Raw genomic sequence first — 16,391 nt, 5'->3', positions numbered from 1 at the left:
GCTGCATGAAACAAATTGCCCTGATTGCCAGCCTGACCTTTGCCTTGGACCAGATTTCAAAATGGGCCGTTGTGCAGGGGATGAACCTGATCGAGCGCGGCGTGATCGAGATCGTGCCGCCCTTCCTTGTCTTTCGCATGGCGTGGAACAAGGGCATCAATTTCGGTCTGTTCGCAGGCGAAGGCGACCTTGTCCGCTGGGGCCTGATCGTCCTGTCGCTGGTCATCACGGGGTGGGTCTGGATTTGGATGTCCAAGGGGCAGCACCGGCCCCTTGCCCTTGCCTCGGCGGGGCTTTTGATCGGCGGGGCCTTGGGGAACGTGATTGATCGCGTTGTTTACGGGGCCGTGGCCGATTTCCTGAACATGTCCTGCTGTGGGATCGAAAATCCCTTTGCCTTCAATGTGGCCGACATCGCGATCTTCGTTGGGGCCTTCGGACTTGTCCTTTTCACCGGAAGCGGCAAGGATGAGCCGAAAGCGCGGCGGCAAGGGCGAAAGACCCCGTGACGTGCCCAAGTGATTGGGTTAAGAGGGGGCAAGCAAGGTGCGGAGGCAAGGCATGCAGTCAGGACGGATACTCCTCGCGATGACCATCGCGACGATGCTTTCCGCTTGTGGCGGCGGCGACAAAGTTCCGAACCTGATGAACATACGCTCTACCACGGCGGGGCCGGACGAATTCGGCATTCTTCCGCCCAAGCCATTGGAATTGCCCAAAGATTTGCAGGCTTTGCCGGAGCCGACGCCAAATGGCACGAACCTGACCGACCCAACGCCCGAGGCTGATGCCATCGTTGCGCTTGGCGGGAAACCCGGTCGTGGTGCGGGTCTTGATGCGGGAATCGTGGGCCATGCCACACGGTTTGGCGTAAACGGCAATATCCGCGAAACGCTTGCCGCCGAAGATCTGGAATGGCGCCGCGACAATGATGGGCGCATTCTGGAACGCATCTTCAATGTGAACGTCTATTACCGCGCCTATGAGAACATGTCGCTTGACCAACATGCCGAGCTGTTCCGCTGGCGCAAGAAGGGTGTTCGCACGCCTTCTGCTCCGCCGCCTGAAAAGGGCGAGACGCAATAAGTCACGATGCCGTTGGGGAGGCTTGAAGATTTCCCCAATGCCCGTAGCTTGACCCAAGAACACTGTAACGGGAGGTCGGCGATGATGCGTCGTGCGGTACTTTTTGCCCTTTTTTCGGCGACTGCCGCTCAGGCATCGGATGATGTCACCACCTTCACCTTGGACAACGGGCTGGACGTCGTGGTGATCGAAGATCACCGTGCCCCGGTGGTGACGCAAATGGTCTGGTATCGGGTGGGGGCCGCGGATGAGCCCCCCGGCAATTCCGGCATTGCCCATTTTCTTGAACACCTGATGTTTCAGGGCACGGCCAATCTGGAACCGGGTGAGTTCAGTGCAACCGTTGAAGCCAATGGCGGCGATGACAACGCGTTCACCAGCTGGGATTACACGGCCTATTTCCAGCGGATCGCGGCGGACCGGCTTGATCTGATGATGGAGATGGAAGCCGACCGGATGCGCAATCTGGAGCTGACCGAAGAGGATGTGCTGACCGAACGGAACGTGATCCTTGAGGAGCGCAAGACGCGCACCGATTCAAGCCCCGGCGCGCTGATGAACGAACAGACCCGCGCCTCGCAGTTCCTGAACCATCCTTACGGAATTCCGGTCATCGGCTGGAACCACGAGATCGAGGCGCTGGACCGGAAGGACGCGCTGGATTTCTATCGGCTCTATTATGCGCCGAACAACGCCATTCTGGTCGTGGCCGGGGATGTCACCCCGGATGCCGTCAAAGCGATGGCCGAAAAGCATTATGGCCCGCTTGCCCCGTCCAAAGGGATTGCGCCGCGTGTCCGTCCTTCGGAACCGCCGCAACTGTCGGAACGCAGGCTGAGTTACGTCGATGCGCGGGTTTCGCAGCCCTATGTTTCACGCAGCTATCTTGCCCCGGAACGTGATCCCGGTGACCAGAAGAAGGCGGCGGCGCTGACCATGCTCGCCGAGTTGCTGGGCGGGTCCGGGACCACGTCACTTTTCGCGCAGGCCCTGCAATTCGGCGCCGACCCCGTCGCGGTTTATTCCTCGGCCTATTACGATGGAACGACTTTGGATGACGGCACCTTTGGTCTGGTCGTTGTGCCGGCACCGGGCAAGTCTCTGGAAGACGCCGAAGAGGCGATGGATGCGGTGATTTCCACCTTTATCGAAACCGGCCCGGATGCCGAGGATTTTGCCCGCATCAAGACACAGATTGCGGCCGCACAGGTCTATGCGCGCGACAATGTGGATGGTCTGGCCCGCAGCTATGGCGAGGCATTGGCGGTTGGGCTGACGATTGACGATATCCAGTCCTGGCCCAGTGTTCTGGAGAATGTGACGGCCGAAGAAGTTGTCGCCGCAGCCAAGGAAGTTTTGGACAAGCGCCGGGCCGTGACAGGTTGGGTGATGCCGGAAGAAGGGGCAAATCAATGAAAATGTTGCGTCTTGCCGCGCTGTTGCTGGCCTTTGCCTCGCCGGTCAAAGCTGAGATCGACATTCAGACCGTGACTTCTCCCGGCGGGATCAAGGCTTGGCTGATCGAAGATCACAATATCCCCTTCACGGCTTTGGAAATCCGTTTTCGGGGCGGACAATCCTTGGATGAGCCGGGAAAGCGCGGCGCCGTTAACCTGATGGCGGCCCTGATCGAGGAAGGCACAGGCGATCTGGACAGCCCCGGTTTTGCCAAGGCACGGGATTCTCTTGCGGCCAGTTTTTCGTTCAATTCGGATGATGACGCGGTTTCGGTCTCGGCCCGGTTTCTGACCGAAAACCGCGATCAGGCGATTGACCTGTTGCGCCGCGCCTTGGTGGAGCCGAGCTTTCCCGACGAGGCGGTAGAGCGGGTGCGCGGTCAGGTTCTGGCAAATATCCGGTCGACAGAAAAAGACCCCGGCGATCTGGCGGGGCGCAAGTTGCGGGAACTGACCTTTGGCACCCACCCCTATTCGACGCTGGGGGATGGAACGGCGGAAACGGTGACTGCCCTGACCCGGGATGATATTGTTGCGGCCCATAAGGCGACTTTGGCACGGGACCGCATCTATGTTGCGGCAGCGGGGGATATCTCTGCCGCCGACCTTGGCCTGATGTTGGACAAGCTGTTGTCGGGGCTGCCGGAAACCGGCGCCCCCATTCCTGACCGTGCGCCGTTCAATTTGACGGGTGGCGTCACGGTGGTCGATTTCCCCGGGCCGCAATCGACAATTCTGTTCGGCCATGAAGGTATGAAACGCGACGATCCAGATTTCTTTGCCGCCTCGATCCTGAATGAGATCATGGGCGGTGGCCGGTTCAGTGCGCGCCTGATGACGGAGGTGCGCGAAAAGCGCGGCCTGACCTATGGCATCGGCAGCTACCTTGTGGGTTACGATCTGGCCGAGATGTATATGGGCCAGTTTGCCACGGCCAATGGAACGGCAGCCGAGGCCATTGAGGTCGTCCGCAACGAATGGAAGCGGATGGCCGAGGAGGGCGTGACCGAAGAAGAGGTTACCAAGGCCAAGACCTATATGACGGGCAGCTATCCCCTGCGGTTCGACAGCAATGGTGCCATTGCCAACATCCTTGTCGGGATGCAGATGATCGGACTTTCCGCCGATTACCCAAAGACCCGCAATGACAAGGTGAATGCCGTCACGATGGAGGATTTGCAGCGGGTGGCCAAGCGGATGTACCGCCCGGATGATCTGCGATTCATCGTGGTCGGGCAGCCCGAGGGTCTTGCCTCGACAGAGTAAGCGAATCTGTGGCTCTTGGGCCAAGGGCCTGCTAGGATTGGGGGTATGAACATTCCGACCCCCAACATATCCACAGATCGCCCTGTGATCCGCGCCTTGGATGAGGCCGCAATCAACCGTATTGCAGCGGGTGAAGTGGTGGAACGGCCAGCTTCGGCCGTTAAGGAACTGGTGGAAAACGCGCTGGATGCCGGGGCCACACGGATTGCCATAGATTTCAGCGAAGGCGGCAAGACGCTGATCCGGGTAACGGATGATGGCGTGGGGATGACGGCGGATGACTTGCCGCTGGCCGTGGCACGCCATGCCACGTCAAAGATTGACGGCTCTGATCTGTTGAACATCCGCTCCTTCGGGTTCCGGGGCGAGGCTTTGGCCTCGCTGGGGGCTGTGGGGCGCTTGGTCATCACTAGCCGCGTCAAGGGTCAGGATGCGGCGCAGATTGCGGTGACGGGCGGCCGGATGGGCGATGTGCGTCCGGCTGCGCTGACGCGGGGCACTGTGGTTGAATTGCGCGATCTGTTTTACGCGACGCCTGCGCGTCTGAAATTCCTGCGAACCGACCGGGCCGAGGCGCAAGCAATTGCCGAGGTGGTGCGCAGGTTGGCCATGGCCGAACCTTTCGTGGGCTTTACGCTGACCGAAATTTCGGAAGGCCAAAGCCGGGTCTTGTTTCGGGCCGACCCCATGTCGGGCGATCTGTTCGATGCGCTGCACGGTCGCTTGACTGGGATTCTGGGCAGCGATTTCACCCAGAACGCGCTGAAGATCGACCTTGAGCGCGACGGGCTGCGCCTGCTCGGTTACGCGGCCCTGCCCACCTATTCGCGGGGATCATCCGCTCAGCAATTCCTGTTCGTGAATGGTCGCCCGGTGCAGGACAGGCTGCTTTTGGGGGCCTTGCGGGTTGCCTATTTCGACTTTCTGTCGCGGGACCGTCATCCGGCAGCGGTGCTGAACCTGATCGTCGATCCGGAACGGGTGGATGTGAACGTTCACCCCGCAAAGTCCGAGGTGCGGTTCCGTGAACCCGAGGCGGCTCGGTCGCTGATCATCAGCGGGTTACGCCATGCGCTTTCGGGGGCGGGCCATCGGGCCTCGACAACGGTGGCCAGCGAAACCTTGGCCGCGATGCGACCGGAGCCCGCCGTGATGCGGCCTCTGTGGTCCGCGCCCTTGCCAGAACGTCCCAGTTTCACGGCAACCCAGGCTGCCTATGCAGCCCAAGCACCAGCAGGCTTTGCCGAGGCCCCTTCGGCGCGCGCCGATGCGGTTGTGGAGCCTGTAGAGGGGGCGCAGCAGACCGCCGATCACCCGCTGGGAGCCGCCCGTGGGCATGTGCATGAAAACTACATCATCGCGCAGACCGCCGATGGCATCGTGATTGTCGACCAACATGCCGCGCATGAACGTCTGGTCTATGAACGTCTGAAGCGCCAGATGGCCGCGCATGGCATCACACGGCAAGCGCTCTTGATCCCCGAGATCGTTGAACTTTCGCTCGGTGATGCGGCACGACTGCTGGAGGTTGCGGAGGCGCTGGAAAGCGTCGGTCTCTTGATCGAACCCTTTGGCGGTGGTGCGATTGCGGTGCGTGAGGTTCCTGCAATCTTGGGGCAGGTGAATGCCGGTGCTTTGCTGAAAGATGTGTTGGACGAATTGGCCGACGCAGGGCAGAGCGATCTGGTGAAGGCCAAGATTGATGCCGTTCTAAGCCGCATGGCCTGCCACGGATCGGTGCGCTCCGGTCGGCAAATGCGGCCCGAGGAAATGAATGCGCTTCTGCGCGAGATGGAGGCCACGCCACATTCCGGGCAGTGCAATCATGGCCGCCCAACCTATGTAGAGCTGAAGCTTTCAGATATTGAAAAACTGTTTGGGCGCAGATGATTACGCTTTTTGGACAAACCTATCCCTGGAACGCTCCGGAAGTTCTGCTGATTGGCGGCGCTGCGTTCTTGTTGCTGCTTTTCCTGCTGCTGATCCTGCGGGCTGCGGGGCGTTCAGCGCAGATGGCCGATCCCTTGATGCGCGAAATCGGCTGGCTGTCGCAGCGCGTGCAGCAGTTGGGCGATGGGCAGGAACGGCTGTCAGGCGGTTTGCACCATGTCAGCGAGGCACAGGCGGTCAGTCAGACCGCGATGGTGAAGGTGATGGAACAGCGCCTTGCAGAAGTGCAGCGCCAGATGGGGGAAAGCCTGCATGGCACGGCGACCCGCACAGCCCGGTCTTTGGGAGAGTTGCAGCAACGGCTGGAAACCATCGACAAGGCGCAGGCGAATATCGAAAAGCTGTCGGGTAACGTTCTGTCCTTGCAGGATATTCTTTCCAACAAGCAAACCCGTGGCGCCTTTGGGGAAATCCAGTTGCATGACATCGTGCAAAAGGCCATGCCCAAGGATGCCTTCACGATGCAGGCCACCCTGTCGAATGGTCGAAGGGCCGATTGCCTGATCCATCTACCCAATCCCCCTGGCCCGATCGTGATTGACGCCAAGTTCCCGCTCGAGGCCTATGAGGCCCTGCGGCGGGCCGAAAATCCGCGCCAGCAGCAAGAGGCCGGGCAGCTTTTACGGGCGGCTGTTCGTGCACATATTCGTGCAATTTCAGAGCGTTACATCCTTGAAGGCGAAACCGCGGATGGGGCTTTGATGTTCCTTCCCTCCGAGGCCGTTTACGCCGAACTGCACGCCAATTTCCCCGATGTGGTGCGCGAAGGTTTTGCCGCCAAGGTTTGGATCGTCTCGCCCACCACCTGCATGGCCACCCTCAACACCATGCGCGCGGTTCTGAAAGATGCCCGCATGCGCGAACAGGCAGGCGCAATCCGCAAGGAATTGTCCTTACTTTACAGCGATGTAGAGCGTCTTGGTGCAAGGGTCGAAAACCTTGATCGGCACTTTGGCCAAGCCGCGAAAGACATCGAAGAGATCAAGATCTCGTCGGACAAGGCCACCAAACGCGCCCGCCGTCTGGACAATTTCGACTTCGAAGAATTGGCCCCCAATGACCCGGCCAAGGTCATCGGCCCGACGGCAGCGGAATAGCGGCGTATTCTTTCCGTGGGATAACCGTCGTTTTTGCGTGGTTTTTCCGTGGTCACAAGACCAACCCGCAACCTGCTTTTACCTTGGAAAAAATATCCCCGCCGGAGGCATCGCCTCGCCGGTTGGCCGCAGGCCAGAGGCGAGGGAAAAAGAAAGGCCCGCCCCGATCAGGGGCGGGCGCAATCTAAGAACGGTTCGGAAAGGATTAACCGCGCAGAGTGCCGCCGGTGGCTTTCGAGACCTTTTCGATGATCTTGGCGGAAACCGCCTCGATGTCCTTTTCGGTCAGCGTGCCAGCGGTGGGTTGCAGGCGGACGGTGAGCGCGATGGATTTCTTGCCCGCACCCATCTGGGCCTCGGCCTTTTCACCGGTGAACTGGTCAAAGATGCGGACGCTTTCGATCAGCGCCTTGTCGGCGCCTTGCGCGGCATTCACGGCGGTCAGGGCCTCAACCCCTTTGTCCACCACAAAGGCGAAGTCCCGTTCCACCGCTTGCAGATCGCTGATCGTCAGCGCTGGGCGGGTGGGGGTTTTCACCTTGGGATAGGGGATATTGGCGACCAGCACGGTAAAGGCCACGGCAGGGCCCTTGATGTCAAATTCGCGCAGGATCTTTGGGTGCACTTCGCCAAAGGTCGCCATGACATTCGGGCCAAGGCCGATGACGCCGGACCGGCCGGGGTGCCACCAGTCGGCGACCTTGCGGGTGATCTGCACGCGGGCCGGGGCGCCAAGGGCGGCCAGCACCGCCTCGGCATCGGCCTTGGCGTCAAACACATCGACCGGGCGGCGGCTGCCATAGGGGTCACGCGGGGCCGAGGCGCCGACCAGAAGGCCAGTGGCCTGCAAATGCTGTTCGCCCGGTTCGCCGCCCGAGAAGGCGGGGCCGATTTCGGCCAGTGACAGATCCATGAAGCCGCGCGCCTGATTGCGGCTTGCCGCGCGCAGCAGGCCCGGCAGCAGGTCGGGGCGCAGGTGGGTCATTTCCGAGGAGATCGGGTTTTCCACCCGCACCGCATCGGTGCCACCGCCAAAGAGCTTTGCCGCGACCTCATCAATGAAGCTGTAGGTCACGCATTCATTATAGCCCAAGGCCGCGATGGTGCGGCGGGCGGCTTTCTCGCGCTGTTGCAGCGGCGTCAGGATCGGCTTTGGCACGCCAGCGGTGCCACGGGTCAGCGGTTTGCCGACCAATTTGGTCAGCGAGGCGACGCGGGCCACTTCTTCGACCAGATCGGCCTCTCCCAGAACATCGGGGCGCCAGGTCGGCGGGGTCGCCATGTCGCCGTTCAGCGTGAAGCCAAGGGCGGTCAGCGTGGCGCGCTGTTCGGCCTCGGGGATGTCCATGCCGACAAGGCTGATCACGCGGGCCGGGTTCAGTTTGTAGGCACGGGTCACGTCGATGGGGGCACCATCCTGCGCGATATGGCTGGGCGTGCCGCCGCAGAGGTCAAGGACCATCTGGGTGGCCATGTCGAGCCCCGGCAGGGTGAAGGCCGGATCGACGCCGCGTTCAAAGCGGTAACGGGCGTCCGAGTTGATTTTGAGCGCGCGACCCGTGGTGGCGATGGTGATCGGGTCCCAATAGGCGGATTCAAGGAAGACATCGGTGGTGTCTTCGGTACAGCCCGAGACCTCGCCGCCCATGATGCCGGCGAGCGATTCCACGCCTGCCTCGTCAGAAATGGCCATCATGCCTTCCCGCAGGCTGTAGGTCTTGCCGTCGAGGGCCAGAAACTCCTCGCCGCCCTTGGTCGGGTGGATGCGCAGGGTGCCGCCCTGAACCTTGGCTGCGTCAAAGACGTGCAGCGGGCGGTTCAGACCAAAGGTGAAGTAGTTGGTGATGTCGACAAGGGTCGAGATCGGGCGCAGGCCGATGGCTTTCAGCCGCTGTTGCAGCCAGTCGGGCGAGGGGCCGTTCTTGACGCCACGGATCAGACGGCCAGCGAAATGCGGGCAGCCTTTTTCTTTTAGCGCAGGGTCGATTTCGACGCGGATCGGGCTGTCGAACTGGCCGTTGATCGCCGGGGTGGCAAGGGTCTTGAGCGTGCCAAGACCACGGGCGGCAAGGTCACGCGCGACGCCATGAACGCCAAGCGCATCGGGGCGGTTCGGGGTGATCTTGATGTGGATCATCGGGTCAACGGTGCCGGGGCGGTTCGCGGCTAGCCAGTCGACGAATTTCTGGCCGACCTCACCCGAGGGCAGTTCGATGATGCCGTTATGTTCGTCGGAGAGTTCAAGCTCGCGTTCCGAGGCCATCATGCCATGCGATTCGACGCCGCGGATTTTGCCGACGCCAAGGGTGGTGTCGATGCCGGGGACGTAATCGCCGGGTTTGCACAGGACGACGGTGATGCCGGCGCGGGCATTGGGGGCGCCGCAGACGATCTGCTTTTCGCCCTCATCCGTCATCACGCGGCAGACGCGCAGGCGGTCGGCATCGGGGTGCTGTTCGGCATGCAGGACTTTGGCCAGCGTAAAGGACGACAGGCGCGCGGCCGGGTTCACCACCTCTTCGACCTCAAGCCCGAGGTCGGTCAGGGCATAGAGGATCTCATCCAGCGTGGCCTGCGTGTCCAGATGGTCCTTGAGCCAGGAAAGGGTGAATTTCATCGCGGGTGTCCCTTTGATCGTGTTGGTTTGGCCTTATCGCAAAGGCCGGGGCAGGGGAAGGGCGGGGCAGTTGGTTTCCATTTACGAAACGGGTTGTCCCGTCTGAGGGGGGTCTTTTGCCACAATTCGGGTCGAAGGCTTTTGTAGAACGGTTGCCATGATGGAACCCGATTTGACCATACCCAAAGACCTGAAGCGGAAGAAGCCGTTGCGCCTGATCACCTTGATGGGCATCACCGTGCTGTGCTTCATCCTGCTTGCCAAGGCCGGGCGCGCTGTCGCCGAGACCTTGGCCTTGGTCACCGTCATTACCGGCTAAGGCCGCCCGGAAGATCCGGCAGGTCAAGGGCCGCAAATCCATAGTGACGCAACCAGCGCAGGTCGCCTTCAAAGAAGGCGCGCAGGTCGGGGATGCCGTATTTCAGCATGGCGATGCGGTCGATGCCCATGCCGAAGGCAAAGCCCTGCCATTCGTTCGGGTCCACACCGGCGGCTTGCAGCACCTTGGGGTGCACCATGCCAGAGCCAAGGATTTCCATCCACTTGTCGCCTTCGCCGATGCGCAGCTGACCGCCGACATTGGAATAGCGGATGTCCACTTCGGCCGAGGGTTCGGTGAAGGGGAAATGCGAGGCGCGGAAACGCAGTTCGACCTTTTCGACCTCAAAGAAGGCGCGGCAGAATTCTTCCAGCGTCCATTTCAGGTTGGCCATGGAAATGTCGCGGTCGATGGCAAGGCCCTCGACCTGATGGAACATCGGGGTATGTGTCTGGTCCATGTCCATCCGGTAGACACGGCCCGGCGCGATAACGCGGATCGGCGCGCCCTTTTCGGTCATGGCGCGGATCTGCACTGGAGAGGTATGGGTCCGCAGCACATGCGGTGGGCGGTTGTCGCCTTCGGCGCGGTGCATGAAGAAGGTGTCATGTTCCTGCCGCGCAGGGTGTTCCGGCGGAATATTCAGGGCGTCGAAATTGTACCAGTCGCTTTCGACCTGCGGGCCTTCGGCCACTGAGAAGCCCATATCGGCAAAAATCGCGGTCAATTCATCCATGACCTGACTGACTGGGTGGATGGTGCCGCGTGGGCGCGGGCGGCCCGGCAGGGTGACGTCCAGCCATTCCGATTTCAGGCGTTCGTTCAGCGCGGCATCGGCAAGGCCCTGCTTCTTGGCGCGCAGGGCGGCGTCGATCTCGGTCTTGACGACGTTCAGCGCGGCCCCGGCGGTCTTGCGCTCTTCCGGGTCCATCTTGCCCAGCGTCGCCATCATGGCGCTGATCTCGCCCTTCTTCCCAAGGGCGGCAAGGCGCACCTCTTCCAGCGCAGTCTCATCCGCAGCTTTGGCCACGGCCTCGATATACTTGCCACGAAGTTCGGTCAGATCCATCTCATAAGCCTCCGGCGCTTAGCGAGATGGGGTTAGCGGGAAGGGGCCAAGGATGCAAGGGCGGGGATTGGGTTGCAGGCACCAGACGGCCCTTGGCCGCTTGACGCAGATCATGTTCCGGCAGAACGTCCTGTGATCGACTTCTGCTGACAGAGTTCAAGGAGAACGAAGATGAGAAAATCAATCGCTTTGCTGGTCACCCTTTCGACGGTCGGTCTGTCGGCTTGCGTCGGGCCGGATACAAAGCTTGAGCGGGCCGTTGTCGGCGCTGCGATTGGCTGTGCCGCCGGGGAGGTTCTGGTCGATGGCCGCTGTGCCGAGGGCGCGATTATTGGCGCAGGCGTGGGCGTTGTGACGCGCTGACCTTTTTCGACCGGATAGCGCCCTGCGGCACAAAGCCTGTCAGACGGCCCTGTTCACGGCCTGATTGAAGCCGGACCAAAGAAAGCGGACATGTGCCTCTGGTCCCTTTGGGTCCAGGGCGTAGAGATGAGGATTTTCTGCAAAGTATTTGCGCCACGTTTTTTGTGGGCGGGTGCTGATTGCTTCTTGATGCAGTTGCCGCATTTTTCCGGACAGGGTGGTAATCAACATGCCTTTGCCGTTTTCGGAATGTTGGGCGATGACATCGCGGATTTTCAGATCGAAAGCCGAAGGGGCCGGAGCGTTGGCCGGGGTTGGAGCCTTTTCAACTACCTGTTTCGGAGGCGCTCCGACCTCTTTGAACTGGCTACAGGCGCGCCGGAAAGCCGCTGGGGCCTTGGCTTCCCCGACACCGTGAACGCCATGGCCCCGTTCCCGAAGGCGATGGGCGAGATGGCTGAAGTCGGCGTCGGATGAGGCGAGGATAAACTGGGCGGATTCTGTCAGCTGGGCCAATTCCATGGCGTCGATCGCAAGCAGAAGGTCGGCGGCGTTCTTGCCAGAGCCAGCATGAATGGCCCGAAATTCCGGTTCAGACAGCCACGGCGAATTCTTCTGCGCGTTCAGATAGCAGCGCGCCACGTCGACGCGGCCCAGTTGGCTGCCAAGTGTTAGAAGAGTCCGGGCATGTGAGGCAGAAATGTTGTCGCCATCGACCAAGATAAAAATACGTTGAGTCATGAAAGGGATCGCCGCTGAAAAAAACAACCCGTGATAGCAGGGTGACTTGGGCAAATCTTGGGCGTTGTGGCCTGCTTTGTCAAAAACGCAATCAGTAGCCCATTTCGCGCGCGCGGAGGGCGGCTTCGACGCGGTTTCGGACCTGAAGTTTTTGCAGGATGTTGGTCATGTAATGTTTGACCGTCTTTTCCTGAAGGTCGAGATCGCGGGCAATTTCCTTGTTGGATTTGCCGGTGGCCACCAGTTTCAGGATGGCGACCTCGCGCTGGGTCAGGTCTTCGAAGCTGCCTGCGGAAGCTGCCGCGCTGCTGCGCGCCTGCATGGCGGCCAGAACGCGGGCCGCGAGGGAAGGCGATACATAGGACGCGCCTTCGGCAATGTTTTGCAGGACATCGCCAAGGTCTTGGGCCGAAACGCCCTTCAGCACATAGCCCCGCGCCCCGATTTTGAGCGCGGTCAAAAGATCATCGTCGTTTTCTGAGACGGTCAGCATGACGATTTTCACCGCAGGAAAGCGGCTGGCGATTTCTGCGGCGGCGTTCAGGCCAGAGCCGGGCATGGAGATATCCAGAAGCGCAATATCCGGCTGGTGGCTTTCCACGGCTTTGACTGCGTCTTCTGCGGAGCCTGCCTGAGCAACCACCTGAAAAGCACCGTGTTCCTGAAGGGTCAGGACAACCCCGCCGCGCAGGAGCGGATGGTCATCGGCCACGACAATGCTGGTCTTTTCAGTCACTGGGTCAAATCCAATTGCAAAATACAGGTGACGCGAGTGCCGGTTTCCGGGCCGCTGGCGATGAGAAATTCACCGCCGATACTTTCGACGCGCTCACGCAGGCCCGCAAGACCCAAGCCTTTGTCCAATCTTTCTGGCACGGCGAAGCCTTGACCGGTGTCACTGATGCTGACGGCCAGCCGGTCGCCCTGAAAATTCGCATCGACCGAGACGATACTGCCCTTGGCATGGCGGAAGCTGTTCATCAGGGCTTCTTGGGTAAAGCGGTAGATGCAGATCAAAAGCGGGTGCGGCGCATGGGTCGCAAGGGAGGCGACGCCGATATAAAGGCGGCGGACAGTTTCGCCGCTGCGGCGTTCATGGGCGCTGATTGCCATATCAAGCGTTTCGCGCAGACTGCGGCCCTCGATTTCCGGGAGCGTCAGGCCACGGCAGAGATCACGCACGTCGCTGAGCGCCTCGTTCAGGCTGTTGCGCAGGGTGGTGACTTCGGGGTCGTCGGCGGGCAGACCAGATCGGCGGATCAGCGGGTCGAAGCGCAGGGCGGCCAAGGCGAGGGCCTGTGCCGGGCCGTCATGGAGTTCGGCGCTGACACGGCGCATGTAGCGTTCATTGGTTTCGCTGACCCCGCGAGAGGCGGCCTGAACGCGGTCACGCAAAGCACGGTTCTGGGTGGATATGCGGGCCAGTTCGTCCAGCCGCGCCTTTAGTGCGCGGTTCTGGGCGGCGATGGTGCGGCTGCCGGACCGAACGATGCCGAACAGCGCGGCAAAGGTGGCGAGCGTCACAAGGCCAACAATGGCCCATGAGGCGCTTTGTGCCTTTTTCAGATCGCCTTCCAGCTCTGTGGCCTCAAGATAGAATTCGGCGACTGCGATGACCTCACCGGTCAGTATGGAATGGATCGGGTTATAGACTTCCAGCAAAGGCACGCCGCGTTCGCGTTCCAGCAGGCTTTCTTCATCGTCCAACTCATCAAAGGTGGCGGTCAGATTGCCAGACAGGGCCGAGAGAAGTTCGTCACTGGGGGGGAAGATCTGGCCGATCATGCGGTCGTCCCCGCTGAAGGCAAGGCGTCCGTTGCCTTGCCAGATCTTGATCGAGAGGATGCGGTCGGACAGTGGCGGGCTTTCAAGCAAGGCGCGCATCCGGGCGACGGTCTGCGCGGAGAGCTGGTTCGACTCGGCCAGTTCCTGCGACATGGGCGCGATGAAGCTTTCCATATAGACGGCGCTGGAAATGGCAGAGTTGCGGACGACGCTTTCTTCGATACTGGTGGCGACGTGGTTGCCGATGACCAACATGCCGATCAGCATGACAAAGCTGCCGACAAGGGCAAAGCGGTGATGCAGGGGTAAAAGACTGAACCGCCTTAGAAGGGCGAGTCGGCTCGGCGCAGAAAGGCCCGTTTGTCCGGTCGCTGTGGTGAAAGCCATCATATCTGCCCGCACTGGATACGCGGCAAGTTTGCGCGTTTCGCAGGTGAAAATCGATGGCTTTCAGACCTTGGTCTGATGCTTGGGCCGGACCCTTGGCTGGCCCCGCCCGTGCAGAGGTCTGCCCGGCAGGCGCGATGGTCCCGCAGGGCTGGTCACAGGATGGGGGCGGATGGATGCTGACCTTACTCGGGCATTGGGCTCGTGAAGAGGAGAAAGCCAATGAAGACGTTTACCCATTTCCGTTTTGTCGTGCTGTCTTTGGCAGTCGGATCGAGCGTGGCCTTAGCGCCCTTTGATGCGCAGGCCGCCTACGCCCCCGCTATTGATGCGATTGCGACGGATGTCATGCCGGACATGACTGAGATTGCGCGCCGTGGCCGGGGTGCTGACGATGGCACCGACACCGAGGATGATCGTCGCGGCCGTGGAGCCGATGATGGCCCGAACCACACCTTCAACACGCTTATGCCGGAACAGTATGAAATGGCACGCCGTGGCCGTGGTGCCGATGATGGCCCCGGCCATGTGCGCGGAGGTGGGCGCAAACGTGGGCGTGGTGCTGACGACGGCCCGAACCACACCTGATGCGGTGGGGGCAGCTGGCCCATGGGGGTAGAGAGCGCATTGGGCCTCTCTGCCCCCTTTTCATTTCCGAAAGAGAAAATTCCCGCCGAGACGGGGCAAAGGACGCGTTGAATCAATCGCGGCAGGCAGGACGCGGTTATGTTGCTTAGCTTTGCTCTGATTTCCAATAATCCCGGATCGTCAGTGACTTTGGAGGATGTGCGCGACATGGGCGGCTCTGTCGTCTATGTTTGGGGCTTTAAGGCTCGCCGCTGGTGAGGTCGCGACATGAGACCTGTGAGGTGGATTTCAAAGAGGGGAGCGATTTGATGCACTATCATCGGCTGTTCGTTGACGATCAGGGCGAGAGCCATTGGGAAACCGTGCCTGTTCGTCTTGCTGAACGCAGTTTTGCCCCGCCCGCGCAAGCGATTGAAATTTCAGAGGCGGATGCCGCCAAGAGAATGCTGTTTTTGCGATTGCGCGCGGGTTGGGATGAGCCAATCCACCCAACCCCTGTGCGTCAACGCCTTGTCTGCCTGACCGGGCGGGTTCGGGTGACTGCAAGCGACGGCGAGTCTCGGGAGATCGGGCCGGGGGATGTCTGGCAGATGGAAGACCGTCACGGCAAGGGCCACCATACCTGCGTGATCAGTGCAGACGACTTCGAAGCGGTAATCATTCAGATCGACTGATCCGCCCGTTGGAAAACAAAAAGCCCCGCTGTTGCGGGGCTTTTCGTAAACTTGCGATCCGTCCTGGATCAGGCAGCCAGAGCGGCCTTGGCCTGAGCGGCGATGGCGTTGAACGCCTCGGGCTCGTGCACGGCCAGATCGGCCAGAACCTTACGGTCGACTTCGATGCCAGCCTTGGTCAGGCCGTTGATCAGACGCGAATAGGTCATCTCAATGTCGAACAGACGGACAGCAGCGTTGATACGCTGGATCCACAGGGCGCGGAACTGACGCTTACGGACCTTGCGGTCGCGGGTTGCGTACTGCTGTGCCTTGTCGACGGCCTGAGTGGCGGTACGGAAGTTGGTCGAGCGGGCGGCGTAGTAGCCTTTCGCTTTCTTGATGACCTTACGGTGACGCGCGTGGGTCACCACGCCGGATTTAACGCGGGACATGTGTGTGACTCCTTAGCGGTTGTAGGGCATGTACTTCTTGACGATCTTCTCGTCGCTGTCGCAGAGCACCATGGTGCCCGATGCGTCGCGGATGAATTTCGTCGAGCGCTTGATCATGCCGTGGCGCTTGCCAGCCACACCAGCCTTCACATGGCCATTGGCCGTGAAGGTGAACCGCTTTTTCGCAGCGGATTTTGTCTTCATCTTGGGCATTTCGATCTCCAATCGTCAGATGCGCGACTCGGCATGCCACATTGGCCGGCCGCGCAGGCTTTCAGAAGTGGTCGCTATAGGGGGCATCTGGAAAATCCGCAAGCAGATAATCAGTTGATGTAGCGGCCAATCACCGTGAAAAAGATATTTGGCACCTCATTGATGACCAAGCCGCCCGGTTTCTTTGTGACGACCATGGCGATCAAGACGCAGGCAATCAAAAGCACCATCGCCCCGACCCACGGCTTTCGGTCATCGGCATAGGCAGAGAGCATTGAGGGGATGGACAGGGCCACCAAAGTGGCCCCGACGACAAGCATCAAGTCAAAATCCATTTACCCCTCA

The 16,391-nt window shown here is 60.7% G+C and carries 18 protein-coding genes; 10 read left to right on the top strand and 8 right to left on the bottom strand.

Features of this window, described 5'->3' with window-relative positions:
• Positions 1 to 5: 5 nt before the first annotated feature.
• From lspA to ACSBLW_RS11670, 6 genes are all read left to right on the top strand, one after another.
• Entirely contained in the window at positions 6 to 509 is a 504-nt protein-coding gene (lspA, locus tag ACSBLW_RS11695) for a signal peptidase II (RefSeq protein ID WP_435256798.1), read from the top strand.
• Positions 510 to 561: 52 nt separating this feature from the next.
• Positions 562 to 1,086 (top strand): DUF3035 domain-containing protein, encoded by a 525-nt coding sequence (locus ACSBLW_RS11690; RefSeq protein WP_435256797.1) that lies wholly within the window; start codon positions 562 to 564, stop codon positions 1,084 to 1,086.
• Between the two features lie 84 nt (positions 1,087 to 1,170).
• Positions 1,171 to 2,502, top strand: a complete 1,332-nt coding sequence (locus tag ACSBLW_RS11685) for a M16 family metallopeptidase (RefSeq protein WP_435256796.1) — start codon at positions 1,171 to 1,173, stop codon at positions 2,500 to 2,502.
• Positions 2,499 to 3,809, top strand: a complete 1,311-nt coding sequence (locus tag ACSBLW_RS11680) for a M16 family metallopeptidase (RefSeq protein ID WP_435256795.1) — start codon at positions 2,499 to 2,501, stop codon at positions 3,807 to 3,809. Before ACSBLW_RS11685 ends, ACSBLW_RS11680 begins: the two co-directional genes overlap by 4 nt.
• Before the next feature lie 45 nt (positions 3,810 to 3,854).
• The gene (gene mutL / locus ACSBLW_RS11675; protein WP_435256794.1) at positions 3,855 to 5,699 is read left to right on the top strand and encodes a DNA mismatch repair endonuclease MutL; all 1,845 of its coding nucleotides are present in this window, start codon (positions 3,855 to 3,857) and stop codon (positions 5,697 to 5,699) included.
• Positions 5,696 to 6,856, top strand: a complete 1,161-nt coding sequence (locus ACSBLW_RS11670) for a DNA recombination protein RmuC (protein ID WP_435256793.1) — start codon at positions 5,696 to 5,698, stop codon at positions 6,854 to 6,856. The genes mutL and ACSBLW_RS11670 overlap by 4 nt, the downstream gene beginning before the upstream one ends.
• Positions 6,857 to 7,061: 205 nt before the next feature.
• Here the strand turns inward: ACSBLW_RS11670 and pheT are convergent, their stop codons facing one another.
• Complete coding sequence (gene pheT / locus ACSBLW_RS11665; RefSeq protein WP_435256792.1) at positions 7,062 to 9,473, bottom strand: phenylalanine--tRNA ligase subunit beta; 2,412 nt, start codon at positions 9,471 to 9,473, stop codon at positions 7,062 to 7,064.
• A 157-nt stretch (positions 9,474 to 9,630) separates the two neighbouring features.
• Here pheT and ACSBLW_RS11660 point away from each other — a divergent pair, with 157 nt between their 5' ends.
• Positions 9,631 to 9,792, top strand: coding sequence for a hypothetical protein (locus ACSBLW_RS11660; RefSeq protein WP_435256791.1), 162 nt, complete (start codon positions 9,631 to 9,633; stop codon positions 9,790 to 9,792).
• Here the strand turns inward: ACSBLW_RS11660 and pheS are convergent.
• A complete protein-coding gene (pheS, locus tag ACSBLW_RS11655) occupies positions 9,782 to 10,861 on the bottom strand; it encodes a phenylalanine--tRNA ligase subunit alpha (protein ID WP_435256790.1) in 1,080 nt (359 codons plus the stop codon). The two genes, ACSBLW_RS11660 and pheS, sit on opposite strands and share 11 nt — an antisense overlap.
• A gap of 171 nt (positions 10,862 to 11,032) precedes the next feature.
• Here pheS and ACSBLW_RS11650 point away from each other — a divergent pair, with 171 nt between their 5' ends.
• A complete protein-coding gene (locus ACSBLW_RS11650) occupies positions 11,033 to 11,224 on the top strand; it encodes a glycine zipper family protein (RefSeq protein ID WP_435256789.1) in 192 nt (63 codons plus the stop codon).
• Positions 11,225 to 11,263: 39 nt separating this feature from the next.
• Here ACSBLW_RS11650 and ACSBLW_RS11645 read toward each other — a convergent pair whose 3' ends face one another.
• The 3 genes from ACSBLW_RS11645 to ACSBLW_RS11635 all read right to left on the bottom strand — a co-directional run bounded on the left by ACSBLW_RS11645 (position 11,264) and on the right by ACSBLW_RS11635 (position 14,137).
• Complete coding sequence (locus ACSBLW_RS11645) at positions 11,264 to 11,965, bottom strand: NYN domain-containing protein (protein ID WP_435256788.1); 702 nt, start codon at positions 11,963 to 11,965, stop codon at positions 11,264 to 11,266.
• A gap of 91 nt (positions 11,966 to 12,056) precedes the next feature.
• Complete coding sequence (locus tag ACSBLW_RS11640; protein WP_435256787.1) at positions 12,057 to 12,701, bottom strand: response regulator; 645 nt, start codon at positions 12,699 to 12,701, stop codon at positions 12,057 to 12,059.
• Entirely contained in the window at positions 12,698 to 14,137 is a 1,440-nt protein-coding gene (locus ACSBLW_RS11635; RefSeq protein WP_435256786.1) for a sensor histidine kinase, read from the bottom strand. Before ACSBLW_RS11635 ends, ACSBLW_RS11640 begins: the two co-directional genes overlap by 4 nt.
• Positions 14,138 to 14,359: 222 nt before the next feature.
• Here ACSBLW_RS11635 and ACSBLW_RS11630 point away from each other — a divergent pair, with 222 nt between their 5' ends.
• On the top strand, positions 14,360 to 14,725 hold the full coding sequence (locus ACSBLW_RS11630; protein WP_435256785.1) for a hypothetical protein: 366 nt from the start codon (positions 14,360 to 14,362) through the stop codon (positions 14,723 to 14,725).
• Between the two features lie 308 nt (positions 14,726 to 15,033).
• Positions 15,034 to 15,399 (top strand): cupin, encoded by a 366-nt coding sequence (locus ACSBLW_RS11625; RefSeq protein ID WP_435256784.1) that lies wholly within the window; start codon positions 15,034 to 15,036, stop codon positions 15,397 to 15,399.
• A 68-nt stretch (positions 15,400 to 15,467) separates the two neighbouring features.
• Here the strand turns inward: ACSBLW_RS11625 and rplT are convergent, their stop codons facing one another.
• The 3 genes from rplT to ACSBLW_RS11610 all read right to left on the bottom strand — a co-directional run bounded on the left by rplT (position 15,468) and on the right by ACSBLW_RS11610 (position 16,381).
• Entirely contained in the window at positions 15,468 to 15,833 is a 366-nt protein-coding gene (gene rplT / locus ACSBLW_RS11620; protein ID WP_331795380.1) for a 50S ribosomal protein L20, read from the bottom strand.
• A gap of 12 nt (positions 15,834 to 15,845) precedes the next feature.
• On the bottom strand, positions 15,846 to 16,046 hold the full coding sequence (gene rpmI, locus ACSBLW_RS11615; RefSeq protein ID WP_435256783.1) for a 50S ribosomal protein L35: 201 nt from the start codon (positions 16,044 to 16,046) through the stop codon (positions 15,846 to 15,848).
• Positions 16,047 to 16,156: 110 nt separating this feature from the next.
• Complete coding sequence (locus tag ACSBLW_RS11610; RefSeq protein WP_435256782.1) at positions 16,157 to 16,381, bottom strand: hypothetical protein; 225 nt, start codon at positions 16,379 to 16,381, stop codon at positions 16,157 to 16,159.
• Positions 16,382 to 16,391: the final 10 nt, after the last annotated feature.

The organism is Thioclava sp. FR2, assembly GCF_051200875.1.
Lineage (GTDB): Bacteria > Pseudomonadota > Alphaproteobacteria > Rhodobacterales > Rhodobacteraceae > Pseudotabrizicola.
This window is presented reverse-complemented; position numbering and strand designations above follow the sequence as displayed.